Below are 18,079 nucleotides of genomic sequence, written 5' to 3'. Positions count from 1 at the left end.
GCCCATGTAGATGAGGTTGCGGCGCTCCGAAACATCGGACGTGGACGTGGAAGTTGATCTTAGTCTTAACTGGAATCTCGCATTTAGAGCAGTTATGGTCAACACTTCATCTGTGACGACCAACATGATGCGTCGCAGCAATCGCCAAGGGGGCACCGAATGATTCTTCAGTCTTTCCGCGTGCGGAAGTTCCGAAACGTTGTTGACTCTGGCGACATCAAAGTTGATGACGCAGTTACCTGTCTGGTCGGAAAAAATGAAGCGGGTAAATCTGGCCTACTCGAGGCGCTTTATCTGCTTAATCCTGCCTACGAGCAAACGTTTAAGCTTGAAGATCAATATCCGCGCTGGCTTCTAACGAAGGATCGTAAAGCGGGCGACATTCAAGAAACACAACCTATTAACGCTATTTTTGAGCTTAGTTGCGAAGAGTTCGCCGAACTTGAAAATACTTACGGTGGAGGCATTTTAACGTCTCGCACGTTTACCCTCGGACGACAGTACTCCGACCAGTTGACCGTTGACGTATCGCTAAACGAGGAGGCTTACGTCGATTTACAGAAAGCAGCACTCCCCGGCAGCATTAAAGCTCCTCTCGACAAGGTATCGACCTTGGTTGATCTGCATGATGCGGTCTCTAAGCAAGTACAAGAGGATGATGACTCTGAAAATGCAAAAAAGATACTCGGTGACACTTACAAGTCACGAGGGGAACTTTGGGATGCGATTACCGACGATATCATCGCACTAGTCCCGACGTTTTTCCGATTCTCTAGCTATAGCACGCTGCCTGGTCGAATCGACCTACGAAAGATTGGCACTGCAAAAGAAAAACCCGCCGAATCCGATATGCAGACTGCGCGCGCGCTATTGAGCCTAGCTGGAACCGACCTAAAACAAATACAAAGCGATGACTATGACCTGAGGAAGGCGGAACTAGAGGCGGTACAGATAGATTTAACACAGCAAGTATTCGAATATTGGAAGCAAAACCCAAATCTTCGAGTCCACATTGATGTGGACAAGGTAACTGAGAGCAACAACCAAGGCCACACAGCCGTGGCTCGCTTTCTTGACATCAGACTCGAAGATGGTCGAACCGGATACTCGAATAACTTCTGCCAGAGATCGTCCGGTTTTCAGTGGTTCTTTTCATTCTTAGCCGGTTTTAGCGAATTCGAATCAAAGGGAAACACGATAGTTCTCCTTGACGAACCTGCGCTAACTTTGCATGGCAAGGCCCAAGGCGATTTCCTGCGCTTCATTAACGAGCGATTGGCCCCATCGTCGCCTGTGATCTATACGACGCACTCCCCATTCATGGTAGAGGCGGATCAACTACAGCGCACTCGCATAGTCGAGGATCTTGGACCTCCACGTGGGGTAATCGTCAGCGCCGATGTTCTGGCCATCGACCCCGACAGCTTGTTCCCTCTTCAAGCCGCCCTCGGTTACGACATCGCGCAAAGTTTATTCATCGGACCCAATAACCTCATCGTCGAAGGGACTTCTGATTTCATCTATATCACGATCATGTCTTTGCTATGCAAGAAGAACAACAAGACTGAACTGGACAGTCGTTGGAGAATACTGCCCGCCGGGAGTGCATCGAATATTCCAACGTTTGTAAGCTTGATTGGACGTCACTTGGACATTACGGTGCTTGCCGACTCCGACACTCAAGGCCTTCAGCGGATAACCGCAATGGCATCGCAGAACCTTCTCAAAGATACGAGACTAATCTTGGCAAACAGAATCACAGAAACAAAGAACGCGGACATTGAGGACCTGTTTGACCCCAAGGACTATCTTGGTATTTACAATCTGACCTTCGGGTTGAAGACTCAACTAAAAGAACTCCCGCAGGGAGATCGAATCGTCAAGCGAATCGAGGCCAAGAACGGACAATACAACCACGGCCAGGTTGCAGAGACCTTTCTCCGACGCCACCCAGAGTTGAGCCTTTCAGACGTGACAATTGAAAATTTTGCGAAGCTACATTCCGCCATCAACACGACGATGAGCAGCTAGACCAAACAACTCTGGTTCCGCTTTTTGGGGGGGCCGAGTAATACGTGGCTACAACCGTTTGCGGTTATCTTGTGTTAGCACTTGCGCCCTAGGGCATGTTACCCATAAAACAGCTGATCCCGCTTTATAGGTCAAACTACCAGCCGAGATTCTTCCCCATTTCCGCACGCATAAGCCAAGACGTCTCAGCCAACTCCTTGACGCCCGTTGTCAGTTCGCGATGGTTATCCTTACTCATATAGCTGACGAACTCGACATTCAGAGATTCCGAGTAGACCTTAACTATGGAGTCGTGATAATCCTCTCGCGGCAAGGAAAAGTAGTGCTTCCGGCTAAAAGAATTTCTATATCTATAGTCCTCCAAAAGCGACCTTAGGTCTGGATCCTCCAAACCACACCCTAAGAATAGAAAAGTGTGGGTGCTCAATAAAGAATAGAGCATTTCGTAGAACGCCCTGTATTTGTTTCTAGCCTCCGCGTATTGAGTTCGCGTAAATATTAACGCGTTTGGAGCGTCCACTGAACCATGGCTTTTGATTAATATTCGATCACGACTTCGAATAGATTCCGCAATATCCTCATCTCGGAACGTCTTAATCGAAACCGTCCCGTTTCCACGATCTGCTACCAAGCCATCGTATATGACATCCACGTTTGGCGTTATAGCTATACGGAGATCTAAAGACCATATATGTGCATGGATCTCTGCTGGCCGAAATCCCGGGTCTTGGAATTCGGCTCTCATCAAATCAGTGAACTCCTGCCGACCGAGCTTATCTTTAATTACTTCGCATGCCGTTAGCCAATCGTTTCTTTCGATTAGCCCCGTGACTTCTTTAACGATAGTGGAATTGGACCGCCCTATCGCCTTGGCACCAACCTTTAGGAATTGGGCCCAAGTCTTTGGCCTGGACCTGCCGTCAGTTCCCAACGAGTTCATTGAAACACCAGCCCCGAGAAACACGACAGCACGCCTTGCAGCGATGTCTTTAATCAAGGGGGCAGGCCACCTCATAGCCACACCACGTCTTCCAGATTATTTTGCACGTTGTCTGCGATTTCACCTATAACGAGCTTGAACTCCTTCACTTTGTCGAAGTGCGCCCCTACGATACCGTCAGCAGATTTGAGAGCGAAAATGGGTTTCGCAGAAGTCTGAGACATCGGCACTAGACTTTGAAAGTAGGGAATTTCACCGAGCTTGTAGTTTAGAATCGCGCCCTCGTTCAACGGCTTGATAAGACTTCGTTCGATAGCCGGCCCAATCCTTTTGATGATTCTCTCGAAAGATTTAACTGGTTGCTTCTTGCCGCCGACGGTTTTTGCAGTGTATTGCTGAGTAACGTATCCGAGAAATTTTATCCCCCGCTCACCCAATGCAATATCATCTTCCAATGTAAATGGCTCGTCATTTTCTTCTTCATAAACTTCCAAGCCTCGTGTAATACCCTTCATCCAACCCTGTATTGCGACCTGGATATTTTGCAGCCCTCTGAGACTAAAAATATCGGAAGACATTGGCAAGACGAAATAGTCACACGTCAACAACACAGTTCTGTTGATAGCGCCCAAGGACGGCCCTATATCAAAAAAAACGTAGTCATATTTGCGCTTCTGGGCCCAGGCGATAAGGGCACGCAAGAAGAACGTGGTCTTCAACCCTCTTTCCTGACCATTTGTCGCATCAAACCAGTCCTTCGCCAGGAAGTCCTCAGCAAGTGCAAATTTGGGATCCCCGGGAACGAGATCGACGCCGAAGCCGGCACTTCGAACGATGGGGGTCGAGCCAAAACCTTTCGATTTTTTGAGCGACACGATCAGATCATTAATCGTCCCCTCGTCGCTAGAACTTGAGTAGAGCTTCTCCACTTCCTTTTCCGGAAGCATGTACGCCGTCGCATTGCATTGCGGATCTGCGTCGACTACGAGAACTTTTTTTCCACTCTCCAACGCAAAGTACGCGGCAAGATTGCACAACAGGGTGGTCTTACCGACGCCACCCTTGTTATTGAACACGCATAATGAGTGCATTCTGTTCGTTGCCCTTTATTGTGCTAGCGAATGACGATCCGAACCTCGGCTTTAATCAGGAACTTCACATGTTTCTCCTGTATTCCCCACCCACGTCATACAACGCATGGCTGATCTGCCCCAGGCTGTGCGTCTTCACCGCCTCCATCAGCGCGGCGAAGACGTTCTGGCGGTCGCGGGCGGTTTTCTGGAGGTAGGCGAGGCCGGCGTCGCGGTCGGAGGTTCCGATCGCGACTGACGTCGCTCCTACAGGGGCGGACGGGGTCAGGGCGTTGCGGAGCTGCTGGTAGTTGGCGACGTTGTCGATCTGCTGGCCCTTCTCTTCCTCGGTCGAGCGGATCAGTTCGATCTCGGTGACGATGTCGCCGGCGTGCTCCTTCGGCAGGAAGGTGTTGACGCCGACCAGCGGCAGGCTGCCGTCGTGCTTTTTGTGCTCGTAGTACAGGCTCTCTTCCTGGATCTTGCCGCGCTGGTACATGGTGTCCATGGCGCCGAGCACGCCGCCGCGCTCGCTGATGGCCTCGAACTCCTTGTAGACGGCTTCCTCGACGATGTCGGTGAGCTTGTCGACGATGAAGCTGCCCTGCCAGGGGTTCTCGCAGAAGTTCAGCCCCAGCTCCTTGTTGATGATCATCTGGATGGCGACGGCGCGGCGCACCGACTCTTCGGTCGGGGTGGTGATGGCTTCGTCGTAGGCGTTGGTGTGCAGGCTGTTGCAGTTGTCGAACAGCGCGTACAGGGCCTGCAGCGTGGTGCGGATGTCGTTGAACTGGATCTCCTGCGCGTGCAGGGAGCGGCCGCTGGTCTGGATGTGGTACTTCATCATCTGGCTGCGGGCGCTGGCGCCGTAGCGCTCGCGCATGGCGCGGGCCCAGATGCGGCGGGCGACGCGGCCGATGACGGTGTACTCGGGGTCCATGCCGTTGCTGAAGAAGAACGACAGGTTGGGCGCGAAGTCGTCGATCTTCATCCCGCGCGCGAGGTAGTACTCGACGATGGTGAAGCCGTTGCTCAGCGTGAAGGCGAGCTGGCTGATCGGGTTCGCCCCGGCCTCGGCGATGTGGTAGCCGGAGATCGACACCGAGTAGAAGTTGCGCACCCCAAAGTCGACGAAGTACTGCTGGATGTCGCCCATCATCCGCAGGGCGAACTCGGTGCTGAAGATGCAGGTGTTCTGGGCCTGGTCCTCTTTGAGGATGTCGGCCTGCACGGTGCCGCGCACGGTCTTGAGGGTGTAGGCCTTGATGCGCTCGTAAGTCTCGGCGTCGACCACCTGGTCGCCGGTGACGCCGAGCAGGCCTAGGCCGAGGCCGTCGTTGGTCTCGGGCAGCATGCCGCCGTACTGCGGGCGTTGCTTGCCTTCGAAGAGTTTTTCGATCTTGTCGTGGGCGGCGTCCCAGCGGGCCTGGTCCTCGCGCAGGTACTTCTCGACCTGCTGGTCGATGGCGGTGTTCATGAACATCGCCAGGATCATCGGCGCGGGGCCGTTGATGGTCATCGACACCGAGGTGGTCGGCGCGCACAGGTCGAAGCCGGAGTACAGCTTCTTCATGTCGTCCAGCGTGGGGATGTTGACGCCGGAGTTGCCGATCTTGCCGTAGATGTCCGGGCGCGGCGCCGGGTCCTCGCCATACAGGGTGACGGAGTCGAACGCGGTGGACAGGCGCGCGGCGGGCTGGCCGACGCTGAGGTAGTGGAAGCGGCGGTTGGTGCGCTCCGGGGTGCCCTCGCCGGCGAACATGCGGATCGGGTCCTCGCCGGTGCGGCGGTACGGGTAGACGCCGCCGGTGTAGGGGTAGGCGCCGGGGAGGTTTTCCTTTTGCAGGAAGGTGAGCAGTTCGCCCCAGGATTTGTAGGTGGGGGCGGCGATCTTGGGGATCTGCTGGTGCGACAGGGACTCGCGGTAGTTGTCGACGCGGATGGTCTTGTCGCGGACCTGGTATTCGTTGACGTCGTCGGTGATGGATTTGAGGCGGGATGGCCAGTCGCGGAGGAGCTTCAGCGCCTCGGAGGAGAGCGATTGGACGGCGTCGTTGTAGCGCTGGCGGAGGGTTAGCAGGGTGCGGTCGGGCGTGTGGGCGGGCGAGTGAGCGGCGTCCGATGCAGGGTCGCGGCTTCCCTCCGTTGTAGGAGCGACGTTAGTCGCGATTTCCTCGGGGGTACCGGAATGTGTGGCGTTCGCGACTGACGTCGCTCCTACAGGGGGCGATGTTCGGCCGCTGGAGGTTGCCGGCCGCTGCAGGTCTTCGGCCTGGTAAAGGTCGAGCTGCTTGGGCAGTTTGGGGTCTTCAAGGTCGTGCAGGGACTGCCAGTAGCTTTGCGCGCGGTCGGCGGTCTCGGCCTGCGTCTCGATCTGGCGGTTGATCCCCCTGCCCTGCTCGGCAATCTCGGCCAGGTAACGCACGCGACTGCCGGGGATCAGTACGGTCGCGCGCGGCTCCTTCAGCGTGGTGTCGATGTCGGGCGACCATTTGTCCGCCGGCAGCTCCAGCTTCTCGCGCATCAGGCGGCACAGGTTGGCGAACATCCAGCTGATGCCGGGGTCGTTGAACTGGCTGGCGATGGTCGGGTAAACCGGCACATCCTCGTCCTTGGTCTGGAAGGCGACGCGGTTGCGCTTCCACTGTTTGCGGATGTCGCGCAGCGCATCTTCTGCGCCGCGCTTGTCGTACTTGTTGAGCACCACGAGTTCGGCGAAGTCGAGCATGTCGATCTTCTCCAGCTGGCTCGGGGCGCCGAAGTCGCTGGTCATGACGTACATCGGGAAGTCGACCAGGTCGACGATCTCCGAGTCGCTCTGGCCAATACCCGCGGTCTCGACGATGACGAGGTCGTAGCCCAGTCCCTTGAGGAAGCCGATCGAGTCCTTCAGCACCGCGTTGGTGGCGGCGTGCTGGCGGCGGGTCGCCATCGAGCGCATGTAGACGCGCTCGCTGCGCAGGGAGTTCATGCGGATGCGGTCGCCGAGCAGCGCGCCACCGGTGCGGCGACGGGTCGGGTCGACCGAGATCACCGCGATGCGCATCTCCGGGAAGTTGGCGAGGAAGCGGTTGAGCAGTTCGTCGGTGACGCTCGACTTGCCGGCGCCGCCGGTGCCGGTGATGCCGATGACCGGGGTCTTGCCGCCGGCCAGTTGCCATTCTTTTCGCAGCTTCGACAACTCGTGCTCGTCGAAATGGCCTTCCTCGATCGCGCTGAGCATTTTTCCGATGGCGATCTCGTCGGTGATCGCGGGCGCGGTGTTGTCGGCTTCGCCTTCGATGCGGCCTTCGCTGGCGCGGCGCACCACGTCCTCGATCATCGCCACCAGCCCCATGTGCATGCCGTCGTTGGGGTGGTAGATGCGCTCGACGCCGTAGGCCTGCAGCTCGCGGATCTCCTCGGGGGTGATGGTGCCGCCGCCGCCGGCGAAGACCTTGATGTGGCCGGCGTCGCGCTCCTTGAGCATGTCGACCATGTACTTGAGGTACTCGACGTGGCCGCCCTGGTAGCTCGACAGCGCGATGCCGTCGGCGTCCTCCTGCAGCGCGGCGCGGACGACGTCCTCGACGCTGCGGTTGTGGCCCAGGTGCACGACCTCGACGCCCTGCCCCTGGATCAGCCGCCGCATGATGTTGATCGCGGCGTCGTGGCCGTCGAACAGGCTGGCGGCGGTGACGAAACGCAGCGGGTGGGCGCTGGCGGTGTCGACGCTGGTGGCGGTGTCGGAAAGGTTGCTGGCGGGGGTGCTCATGGCGCACTCGACTGCTGAAAACGGGATTCCGTCGATTGTAGCGCGGGGCGACTTTGCGCCCTTGGCCCGCTTGTCATGGGCGCAACGTTTGTCTACGGGATGATTCCCGTCTACTCCGACCCCCACGGCTCCGGTCCCCGCGTCGACCGCATCGCCACGCTGCGATCCGCGGCGGCCGACGATGCGCCCAGCCCGCTGTTCGAGCTGGCCGGCGCGCTGCTGGCCGAAGGCAAGGTCGAGGAGTCGCTGTTACTGCATGCGCGCTCGGCGCTGGCCGGCCACGACGGCGCGCAGGTCGAGTACGGGCGGATGCTGCTGTTCGGGATCGGCTGTGACCCCGACCCGCAACTGGCGCTGGGCTGGCTGGCCCAGGCCGAGAGCCAGCACCACCCGGTGGCGAGTTACTGGCTGGCGTGGGTGGCGATGGGCAGCGTGCTGCTTCCGCGCGACGAGCGCATGAACCAGCGGCTGCGGGTGGCGGTGAACCACGACTATCCGCCGGCCTTGCGGGCGGCCGCGCTGCATTACGGGCGGCGGCCGGGCGCGGCCGACCAGGCGGCCTGCATCCACCTGCTGGAACGCGCGGCCCGGCGCGGTGACCTGGTGGCGGCGTTGCTGCTGGCCGAGCGCCTGCAACGCGGCGAAGGCTGCGCGGTGCAACCGCAGGCCGCCGCAAGCTGGCGCGCGTGGCTGCGCGAGCGGCAGGTGGAGCCGTTGCCGCAGACGGTGGCGCCGGCACCATGGTTCGACGGGGCGTCGCCGGGGCATGGCGAGCCGGCGCCACTCGCCTTGGAGGACGCCTTGAACACGCCGTCCCCGCGCCTGCTCAGCACGGAGCCGCGGGTGGCGCAGGTCGACGCCGTGCTGTCATCGGACGAATGCCGGCTGCTGATCGCGATGGCGATGTTGAACGCCCCCGGCGGCGGCGCGGTGGTGCCGGCGCTGCGGATCGACCCGGCGCAGGAGGACCTGGCGCTGCGGGTGTTGCAACTGCGGCTGGCGCGGTCGGCGCAGGCCGAGTTGGCGCATGCCGAGGCGATCGAGGTCGAGCGTCGCATCCCCGGCTCGCCCGACTGGCGCCACCGCGACTACCTCGCCCCGGACGACCTGGCGCGCGACCGCCCCGACGCCGGCAACCGTCGCCGCACCCTGTGCGTCTGCCTGCACGCGCCGGAAGCCGGCGGTGGCCACGAATTCCCGTTCGGCCTGGTCGAAACCCGGGCCATCGCCGGCAGCGCGGTGGTGGTCGACAACCTGATGGCCGACGGCCGGCCGGACCCGTACTCGATGCATGCCGGCATCGCGGTCGAACGCGGCGAGCAATGGCAGGCGACGCTGCGCCTGCGCGAACGCCGGTACCGTCCGTTTTGAGACCGGAGTCGCAGGCTTGCGCGCCCCTGACCATACGTAGCCGTACTGGATGATTGCATTAGACTACCGCCCCTGCAGCCACCGCTACGACCCGGCTGCACAGGCGAATCCAACAGATTCAAGTACTTACCAACCACAGTTGGCGTAAAGCGCGATGCGCAATTCCACGCCGACGCGGAGCACCCGATGATTTTCGAGACCCTGGACACCTTCGGCCACGAGCAGGTCGTGTTCTGCCACAACAAGGACGCGGGCCTGAAGGCCATCATCGCGATCCACAACACCGTGCTGGGCCCGGCCCTGGGCGGTACGCGCATGTGGCCGTACAAGACCGAGCAGGACGCGCTGAACGACGTGCTCCGCCTCAGCCGCGGCATGACCTACAAGAACGCCGTGGCCGGCTTGGACATCGGCGGCGGCAAGGCCGTGATCATCGGCGATCCCGCGACCGACAAGTCCGAGGCGCTGTTCCGTGCGTTCGGCCAGTTCGTGCAGTCGCTGGGCGGCCGCTACATCACCGCCGAGGACGTTGGCATCGACGTCAACGACATGGAATACGTGTACCGCGAGACCGAGTTCGTGACCGGCGTGCACCAGGTCCACGGCGGCTCGGGCGACCCGTCGCCGTTCACCGCCTACGGTGCGCTGCAGGGCCTGATGGCCTCGCTCAACAAGCGCTTCGGCGACGAGGAAGTCGGCAAGTACAGCTACGCCGTGCAGGGCCTGGGCCACGTCGGCATGGAGTACGTGAAGCTGCTGAAGGAACGCGGCGCGAAGATCTTCGTGACCGACATCAACCAGGGCCTGGTCGACAAGGCCGTGTCCGAGTACGGCGCCGAGGCCGTGGGCCTGGACGAGATCTACGACGTCGACGCCGACGTGTACTCGCCGTGCGCGCTGGGCGGCACCGTCAACGAGCAGACCCTGCCGCGCCTGAAGTGCAAGGTCATCTGCGGCTCGGCCAACAACCAGCTGGCCAACAACGCGATCGGCGACGAAGTGCAGAAGACCGGCATTCTGTACGCGCCGGACTACGCGGTGAACGCCGGCGGCGTGATGAACGTCGCGCTGGAGATCACCGGCTACAACCGCGAGCGCGCGATGCGCATGATGCGGACCATCTACCACAACCTGACCCGCATCTTCGAAATCGCCGAGCGCGACGGCATCCCGACCTACCGGGCCGCCGACCGCATGGCCGAGGAGCGGATCGACGTGATGGGCAAGCTCAAGCTGCCGCTGGGTCGTACCACCCCGCGCTTCCAGGGCCGTATCCGCGGCGGCGCGTAAGCCGCTGGTGTTGTGACCATGACGACGGGGCCTATGTGCCCCGTCGTTGTTTGTGAAACCCGTTGTGAAGCCGGCCGCCCGGATGGCGGCCATCCAGTGACGAACCAGGAGTAGTCATGCGCCCCTTCCCCCTTGGTGACGAGCTCGACGCCCTGCGCGACGCCGTGCGCCGGTTCGCCGAAGCCGAGATCGCCCCGCGCGCCACCTCGATCGACGAGGACAACGCGTTCCCGCAGGACCTGTGGCCGAAACTCGGCGAGATCGGCCTGCTCGGCCTGACCGTGCCGGGCGAGTACGGCGGCAGCGAGATGGGCTACCTCGCCCACCTGGTGGCGATGGAGGAGATCTCGCGCGCGTCCGGCTCGGTCGGGCTGAGCTACGGCGCGCACTCCAACCTGTGCGTCAACAACCTCTATGCGAACGGCAACGAGGCCCAGCGCAGCAAGTACCTGCCGAAGCTGTGCAGCGGCGAGTGGAAGGGCGCGCTGGCGATGAGCGAGCCGGGTGCGGGCTCGGACGTGGTCGGCTCGATGTCTTGCCGCGCCGAGTTGAAGGGTGACGTGTGGGTCGCCAACGGCAACAAGATGTGGATCACCAACGGCCCCGAGGCCGACGTGCTGATCGTCTACATGCGCACCGCCGGCAAGGACGCGGGCAGCAAGTGCATGACCGCCTTCATCGTCGAGAAGGGCATGAAGGGCTTCAGCACCGCGCAGAAGCTCGACAAGCTGGGCATGCGCGGCTCCAACACCTGCGAGCTGGTATTCCAGGACTGCGAGATCCCGGCGGAGAACGTGCTCGGCGAGGTCAACCACGGCGTCAAGGTGCTGATGTCCGGCCTCAACACCGAGCGGCTGGTGCTGACCGGTGGACCGCTGGGGCTGATGCAGGCGGCGCTCGACATCACCCTGCCCTACGTGCGTGAGCGCAGGCAGTTCGACCAGGCGATCGGCACGTTCGGGATCATGCAGGCCAAGATCGCCGACATGTATACCGCGCTGCAGTCGTCGCGGGCGTTCGCCTACCAGGTGGCGCGCGACTATGACGCCGGCCACAAGAGCCGGGTCGATGCGGCGTCGTGCCTGCTGCATGCGTCGGAAGCGGCGGTGCAGGTCGCGCTGGAAGCGATCCAGAGCCTGGGCGGCAACGGCTATATCAACGAGTTCCCGACCGGGCGGATCCTGCGCGACGCGAAGTTGTATGCGATTGGTGCAGGGACCAACGAGATCCGCCGGATGCTGATCGGGCGGGAGCTGTTTGACGGGCGTAGCTGAGGCTGGCGGCCCGTGCATAGGCACCGGGGCATCGCGCGTATGTAGGAGCGACGTAAGTCGCGAACGCGCTGTACTCCGGAATCGCCGTGCAATCGCGACTTACGTCGCTCCTACGGCGGAACGGCGACGAGTCGGCGCACGGTGCAGGACGAGTCGGCACATGGTGCAGAGCAAGTCGGCACACGATGCAAAAAAAAACGCCGCGGATATCCGCGGCGTTTTTCTTTTTCATCGGTTGTCGCTGTTTCAGCCGCCAGGCTTAGAACCCCACAGACCAGTTCGCGAACGCCCTGGTATAACTGCGGCCGTTCTCATGGCGGCTGTCCAGCTCGAAGCCCAGCTTCCCACCGACCGGCAGCCACGCGTGCACGCCGAAGCCGAACACCGTGGCCTCCTCGCCCAGCCCAGCGCCGGTGATCGGTGACCACGCATCCAGCCCGGTGAAGCGCGCATCGATCGAAGCACCCGACTGCGACAGCGTGCGTTGCCACTCCAAACGCCCCTGCAAGGACAGCGGCACACTCCCGACGCTCCAGTCGTGCCTCAGGCGGGCACCGACCAGCGCTTGCGTTGCCTCCAGCACTGAACCATCTGTCGTCAATCCAAAGCCGGCCGCTCCTTGCTCGGCGAAGGCACCGCGCTCCAGACGCAGGGCTTGGGTGCCCAGGTACGGAGTCAGCGTGCCGCGGCCGACATCGAAGCGGTGGCCCGCCTGCACTCCCAGCGTGGTGTAGCGGTTTTCGTAGTCGGACTGCACGTCGAAGCGCTGATTGCCCAGCAGTACGTCACGCTGCATCCAGCGGTCCATCTGCCCCCGAGCCACCCGACCCATCACGTAGTGGGCGTCGCGCTTCCAAGCGCCATACAGCTGACCCTCGACCTGGCGGTTGCGCTCGCGGTCGCCACGCACTGCATGGCTGGCGTAACCGTTGGTCTGGCCGAACGCCGCGCCCAGGGTCACGTCCGGGCTGAGGCGGTAGTCCTGGCCGATCATCCAGCCTTGGGTGTCCAGGCGTGTGGTCGACCACATCGACTGCTGCCCGCCGAGACGATCGGCCCATGTGCCCTGTGGCCGGCCATGGTCGAGCGAATCCAGCCGCGCCTCCAGCGAATGCCGGCTGTCATCCAGCGCCATCATCGTGAACGCCGCGTCAGCCGCGTGCTGCTCGCCGGAGAGACTGGCCAAAGTTGCATCAAGCGCTTCATTCGAGCTGGTCCGCTGCAGCGTTCCGGCGGCGGACAGGAAGCCGTCCAGCGATTCCGTCGCTCTTGCTTTCGAAGGCCCAGCGAGCAGTTCGTCAAGGTAACGGAAAGTTTCTTCCACCCGGCGCGCAGCGCCCAAACTGCTGGACGTGTAGGACATTCCCTCGACAGACCCTGCGTCGACCGGTTCCAAGTCCACCCAAACACGATCTGGACCATAGCCAATTCTTGCTTCGAGCAAGGCTGAGGATGAGACAACAAATGATGAAAAGTTACCGAAGACACCTCCATCCGCGATTAACACTTCAGTGTGGAGTCGCGGCGTATAACCCTCAGCAGTACCGTACAAATACAATTGCCCATCCAGATGTGCTTCTCCACGGACATGAAGAGGCTCAGTTCCGAGAAGTGTCATGAAGCTTCCCTGACTACTTTGGCGATAACCCCCTTCAAAAGCAGTGTTTTCAGCCGCACGACTGTAAAGAATACCGTCGTTTATTACATTCCCCTTGAATATCGCAGGATACTCAGCATCATCCGCGGTGTTTATTGCCATCAAACCCTGTATTTCCACATCACCTAGAAAAGTCACTTCCCATGCATACAGATACGACGTACTGTCTATGTGGACGTCGGCAACAAAGCTGCCATTGAGTGTCATGGTCATTCCGCGGACTATGTTCAACCCTCCGGTAAAGGTGTTCTCCCCTCTTATCCAAAGGACCGGGTCATCTATCAAATCGATGACATTGCCGCTTCCATCTACGGTCAAACCGCCTTCGCCGCTGATTCCGTTGAGCCAGCTGCTGTTGTATTGCGGCAACGGATTGACGGTCACGTCCCCCCAGTCAAGGCGTGAAAGTCCGCGTAATGCGCGGTCGACATTCAACAGCCCGTGGCCAAATACGGGATCAACACCCGGGGCTCCAAGGTCGGTAGCACTTCCAAACAACGCCTGCCTAACGAGGTCGTTGTCAAAGTAAGGATAGCGCTCCCAGATTGCTGCCGCGGTACCCGATACGAGCGGAGCGGCATACCCCGTGCCGCTGACCGCATGGAAAGTGGGATTGAACGTTCCGTCATCCTGTCCAGTCACCACCACATCCCCCGGGGCGACGAGGCAATAGGCCATCGCAATACCGCACGCGTTGGAATAGTCAGCTAGTTCAGTAGGGTTGAACGTATCCAGAGCCGCGACGACCACCCAGCCATGCTCGAGCGCCGAACCCTCCGTGCTGATGCTCGGAAGCGAGGCAATACGAGAAGGCTGATTCGAAGCATCGTCTCCCGCTGCAAATACCACCAACCCACCGTGCGCTCCCACGAAAGGGTGGTATGCATTTAATAGAGAGATGGACTCGTCTTCACTCCACTCGAGACCGCCCCACGAATTGTTGAGTATCTTTGCACCTGCAGCCGCCAAATCATGATTCGCGGTCGCGATTGCATTGACGCTAACCCCGCTAGCTTGTCCTGCCACGCCGGCATCCGGAAGCAATCTGGCAGAAAGAATTTCTGCACCCCGGGCGATGCCGCCTAGCCATCGGCGAGGCCATTCACCAAGCGAACTACCGGCCGCCAACTGCGCGACTGACGTGCCGTGTCCAGCCCGATCGTCCACGCTGAGATCATTCGAAGCGCCGTCAACGTAACTCAGATTAGCGGTGACGCGGTCGGAGAACGCCGGGTGATCACTCCGCACTCCCGTGTCGACAATACCTATTTTTATACCGCTACCATTGTCAATCGATAATACGCCATCCCTTGCATTCGTGAGGACCAAATGACTTTCCATATTTGCCGGTAGTGGCTCCGGCTCCGGTTCCGGCTCCGGTTCCGGTTCCGGTTCCGGCTCCGGTTCCGGCTCCGGTTCCGGCTCCGGTTCGGGCTCCGGTTCGGGCTCCGGTTCGGGCTCCGGCTCCGGCTCCGGCTCCGGCTCGGGCTCGGGCTCCGGTTCGGGTTCGGGAGAGCCGGAGTCCGGCGGCACTTCGGCCGGTGGAGGATCCGCCTGAACACCGCCACCACTTCCACCACCACCACAAGCGACCAGCAGTTGCAAGAGCGCCGCACTCAGTAGTCCCGCATACGTCAGACGCATGCGCCTCCCGTTTTCCGCATTCATTCCCTTTCCCCCGAAAGTTCCTGCTGATCCCGCAGGCGATCAGTCCACACTAGAACCCGATCGACCAATTCGCGAACGCCCCGGTATAGCTGCGACCATTCTCATGGCGGCTGTCCAGCTCGAAGCCCAGCTGTCCGCCGACCGGCAGCCATGCGTGCACGCCAAACCCGAACACCGTGGCCTGCTCGCCCAGCCCGGCACCCGTGATCGGCGACCACGCATCCAGCCCGGTGAAGCGCGCATCGATCGAAGCACCCGACTGCGACAGCGTGCGTTGCCATTCCATCCGGCCCTGCAGGCTGATGCGGGTCGCGCCGACCGACCACTGCCGCTCCAGTCGTGCGCCGGCCAGGGCCTGGGTCGCGTCGAGGCGGGAGTCGTGGGTGCTCAGGCCGAAGCCGGCCGCGCCCTGTTCCGAGAACCCGTCGCGATCGAGCTGCAGCGACTGCGTGCCGACATACGGCGTCAACGTGGCATCAGCGATCTTGAAACGGTGCCCGGCCTGCAGGCCGACCGTGGCGTAACGGTTGTCGTATTGCGCGTCGACCCCGAAACGCTCGCTGCCGAGAAGGATGTCGCGCTGCATCCAGCGGTCCATCCGGCCCATCGCGACGCGGCCCATCAGGTAGTTGCCGCCATTGCTCCAGGCCGCGTAGCCCTGTGCCTCCAGCTGGCGGTTGCGCTCGCGGTCGCCACGCAGGTCATGCGCCGCGATGCCGTCGGTCTGGCCGAACGCCGCGCCGACCGTCAGTTGCGGGCCGAAACGATAGTCCTGCCCGAGCATCCAGCCGTTGGCGTCGAGTCGGGTGTTCGACCACATGGAGCGCTGACCATCCAGCCGGTCGGCCCACGCACCCGCGAGCGCGCCCGTGCCGAGATCGTCCAGTCGCGACTCCAGTGCGTGCCGGCTGCCCTCGATCGCCATCATCGCGAACGCGGTGTCGGCGCCGTGCAGTTCGCCCGACAGGCTGGCAAGCGAACGTTCGGCCGCTGCCGCGGTCGGCGTGCCTTGCAGCGCGCCGGCGCCACGGACGAAGGCATCGCCCGCGCCCGTGCCGGCGAACGCGGTGCCGGTGTCGATCCGGCGGAACGCGTTCTCCACCCGCACCGCACTGCCGACCGCCGCGCTGCTGAGCGCCATCGACTGCGCCGCGGCGCTGACGTCGAGCCGGGTGATATCGAGCCAGACCTGCGAAGGCTGGTAGTCGATCGATCCTTCAAGGAACACGCCATCGGCCGCCGCGAGTTCGTCGAACACACCGCTGACGCCGCCATCGGCATTGATGATCAGCTCGCGCGACTCGTACACGTAACCCGGCGCGACGCCGGTGATGGTCAACCAGCCGTCGAGACTGGCCTGGCCGTCCACCTGCAGGTGCGAGCCGAGTTCGACGTCGAAGAAGGACGTGGTACCGAGGGTGAGGTCGCCGCCGATCTGGTGCTCGACACCCGAGGCGTCGCCACCACCAATCGCGAAGATGCCCTCGTTCTGCAGGTTGCCTGCGACCGAGGTCGCGTCCAGGTACAAGCCGCCATTCACTCCGACAACCGCGTTTCCGGGCAGGCCGTGATTGGATACGAGCAGCGACCCGCCATCGACCTGGGTATGGCCGCGATAGCTGTTCTCGCCCGTCAGGTGCAGCAGGCCATCGTCGCCGCGCAGGGTGATGCCGCCGTCGCCGGAAATGTCGTTCGACCAGACCGAGACGCCACTGTCGAAATCGGCGAACACCTGGCCCCAGTCGAGCCGTCCCGGCCCCTGCACCGCCTTGCCGACATTGAGCAAGCCGTGGCCGAAGACGGCGTCGACACCCGCATCGCCGAGGTCGGTCGCGGTGCCCAGCAGTGTCTGCCGGACCAGATCGTTGTTGAAATACGGGAACGCCTCCCACACCAGCGCCGCGGCGCCAGAGACCTGTGGCGCGGCGAACGAGGTGCCGCCCCAACTCCAGTAGGTGGGATCGCTCGGCGCGTCATCGGTGCCGGTCACCACAACGTCGCCGGGCGCGACCAGGCAGTAATCCATCGCGATGCCGCAGGCGTTGGAGTACTCGGCCAGTTGCGACGGGTTGGCGGTGTCGAGCGCAGCCACTGACAGCCAGCCGACCGCGAGGTCGGAGGCGGGCGTCGCCCCCAGCGGACCGGGCTGGCTCGGCAGCGCCGCCATGTCGGTCGGGTCGGCCGACGACTCGTTGCCGGTGGCGAACACCACCAGCCCATCGTTGTCATGGATGAAAGCGCGGTATTCCTCGGCGATCGCGTCGGTCGCGTTGGCGTCGGTCCAGTACAGGCCGCCCCACGAGTTGTTCATGATGCGCGCGCCGCTGTCGATCAGGTCCTGGTGGATCGGCTCCAGCCCGAGTGCGCCATCGACCTCGTTGCCCTCGCCGGAACCGTCGTCTTCCGGGGGCTCGTCGGCGATGATCCGCGCCGAGACGATCTCCGCGCCCGGTGCTACGCCCCCCGGCCATGCGCCGAATGCGGTGCCCGCGGCAACCTGCGCGACGGCGGTGCCATGGCCGACCACGTCATCCACGTCGAGGTTGTTGGTATTGGGGTCCAGGTACACGAAGCTGGCCGTAACGCGCGGCGACAGCGCCGGATGGCTGCGATTGACGCCGCTATCGATCACGCCGATGCGCACGCCCTCGCCGGTGAATCCGGCGTCATGCGCGGCGCCGGTATTGGTCAGCTCGAAATGTTCGCTGAAGGCCGGATCCGGGTCGTACACCACCGGAGGCTCGGGCGCACTCGGCGGCGGGTCGACCGGCCGGATGTTCGAGCTGCTCCCACCGCCTCCGCCACAGGCCGCCAGCATTACCAGCCCCGCGCTTCCCATGGCGAGACGACACGCGCTTGCCAGCGCATTGCGATGCAATTTCATGAAGTGCCCCTGATGTCGTTGGCTGGCGCACCGCTCGCCTCTTGCGAACTCCATGCATCCCAGCCATCACAGTTTTAGCCGATCACACCGCTTGCCACAATCGACGGACTGCCCTGTCCGCACCCATGCGGGACCCATTT

The 18,079-nt window shown here is 61.8% G+C and carries 9 protein-coding genes; 4 read left to right on the top strand and 5 right to left on the bottom strand.

Annotation, left to right across the window (positions count from 1 at the left end; all coding sequences use genetic code 11):
• Nucleotides 1-159 precede the first annotated feature (159 nt).
• Nucleotides 160-2,031 (top strand): AAA family ATPase, encoded by a 1,872-nt coding sequence (locus ACT9AS_RS07140; RefSeq protein WP_445099421.1) that lies wholly within the window; start codon nt 160-162, stop codon nt 2,029-2,031.
• A 136-nt stretch (nt 2,032-2,167) separates the two neighbouring features.
• On the opposite strand, the gene ACT9AS_RS07135 is transcribed toward ACT9AS_RS07140, so the two are convergent.
• The 3 genes from ACT9AS_RS07135 to ACT9AS_RS07125 form a co-directional block, all read right to left on the bottom strand.
• Entirely contained in the window at nt 2,168-3,028 is an 861-nt protein-coding gene (locus ACT9AS_RS07135) for an SIR2 family protein (protein ID WP_445099420.1), read from the bottom strand.
• Nucleotides 3,029-3,042: 14 nt separating this feature from the next.
• Nucleotides 3,043-4,047 carry an AAA family ATPase gene (locus ACT9AS_RS07130; protein ID WP_445099419.1) on the bottom strand — a complete coding sequence of 335 codons (1,005 nt, stop codon included), beginning with the start codon at nt 4,045-4,047 and terminating at the stop codon, nt 3,043-3,045.
• 79 nt (nt 4,048-4,126) lie between these two features.
• Nucleotides 4,127-7,795, bottom strand: coding sequence for a methylmalonyl-CoA mutase family protein (locus ACT9AS_RS07125; protein ID WP_445099418.1), 3,669 nt, complete (start codon nt 7,793-7,795; stop codon nt 4,127-4,129).
• Between the two features lie 75 nt (nt 7,796-7,870).
• Here ACT9AS_RS07125 and ACT9AS_RS07120 point away from each other — a divergent pair, with 75 nt between their 5' ends.
• The 3 genes from ACT9AS_RS07120 to ACT9AS_RS07110 all read left to right on the top strand — a co-directional run bounded on the left by ACT9AS_RS07120 (nt 7,871) and on the right by ACT9AS_RS07110 (nt 11,730).
• Nucleotides 7,871-9,166 (top strand): 2OG-Fe(II) oxygenase, encoded by a 1,296-nt coding sequence (locus tag ACT9AS_RS07120; RefSeq protein WP_445099417.1) that lies wholly within the window; start codon nt 7,871-7,873, stop codon nt 9,164-9,166.
• 186 nt (nt 9,167-9,352) lie between these two features.
• Nucleotides 9,353-10,456, top strand: coding sequence for a Glu/Leu/Phe/Val dehydrogenase dimerization domain-containing protein (locus ACT9AS_RS07115; protein ID WP_445099416.1), 1,104 nt, complete (start codon nt 9,353-9,355; stop codon nt 10,454-10,456).
• 116 nt (nt 10,457-10,572) lie between these two features.
• The gene (locus ACT9AS_RS07110; protein ID WP_445099415.1) at nt 10,573-11,730 is read left to right on the top strand and encodes an acyl-CoA dehydrogenase family protein; all 1,158 of its coding nucleotides are present in this window, start codon (nt 10,573-10,575) and stop codon (nt 11,728-11,730) included.
• 259 nt (nt 11,731-11,989) lie between these two features.
• Here the strand turns inward: ACT9AS_RS07110 and ACT9AS_RS07105 are convergent, their stop codons facing one another.
• Nucleotides 11,990-15,031 carry a S8 family serine peptidase gene (locus ACT9AS_RS07105; RefSeq protein ID WP_445099414.1) on the bottom strand — a complete coding sequence of 1,014 codons (3,042 nt, stop codon included), beginning with the start codon at nt 15,029-15,031 and terminating at the stop codon, nt 11,990-11,992.
• A gap of 73 nt (nt 15,032-15,104) precedes the next feature.
• Nucleotides 15,105-17,939, bottom strand: a complete 2,835-nt coding sequence (locus ACT9AS_RS07100) for a S8 family serine peptidase (RefSeq protein WP_445099413.1) — start codon at nt 17,937-17,939, stop codon at nt 15,105-15,107.
• Nucleotides 17,940-18,079 lie beyond the last annotated feature (140 nt).

The organism is Lysobacter sp. F60174L2 (assembly GCF_052547135.1).
The sequence above is the reverse complement of the archived record's forward strand: the minus strand, read 5'-3'. Positions and strand labels throughout refer to the sequence as shown.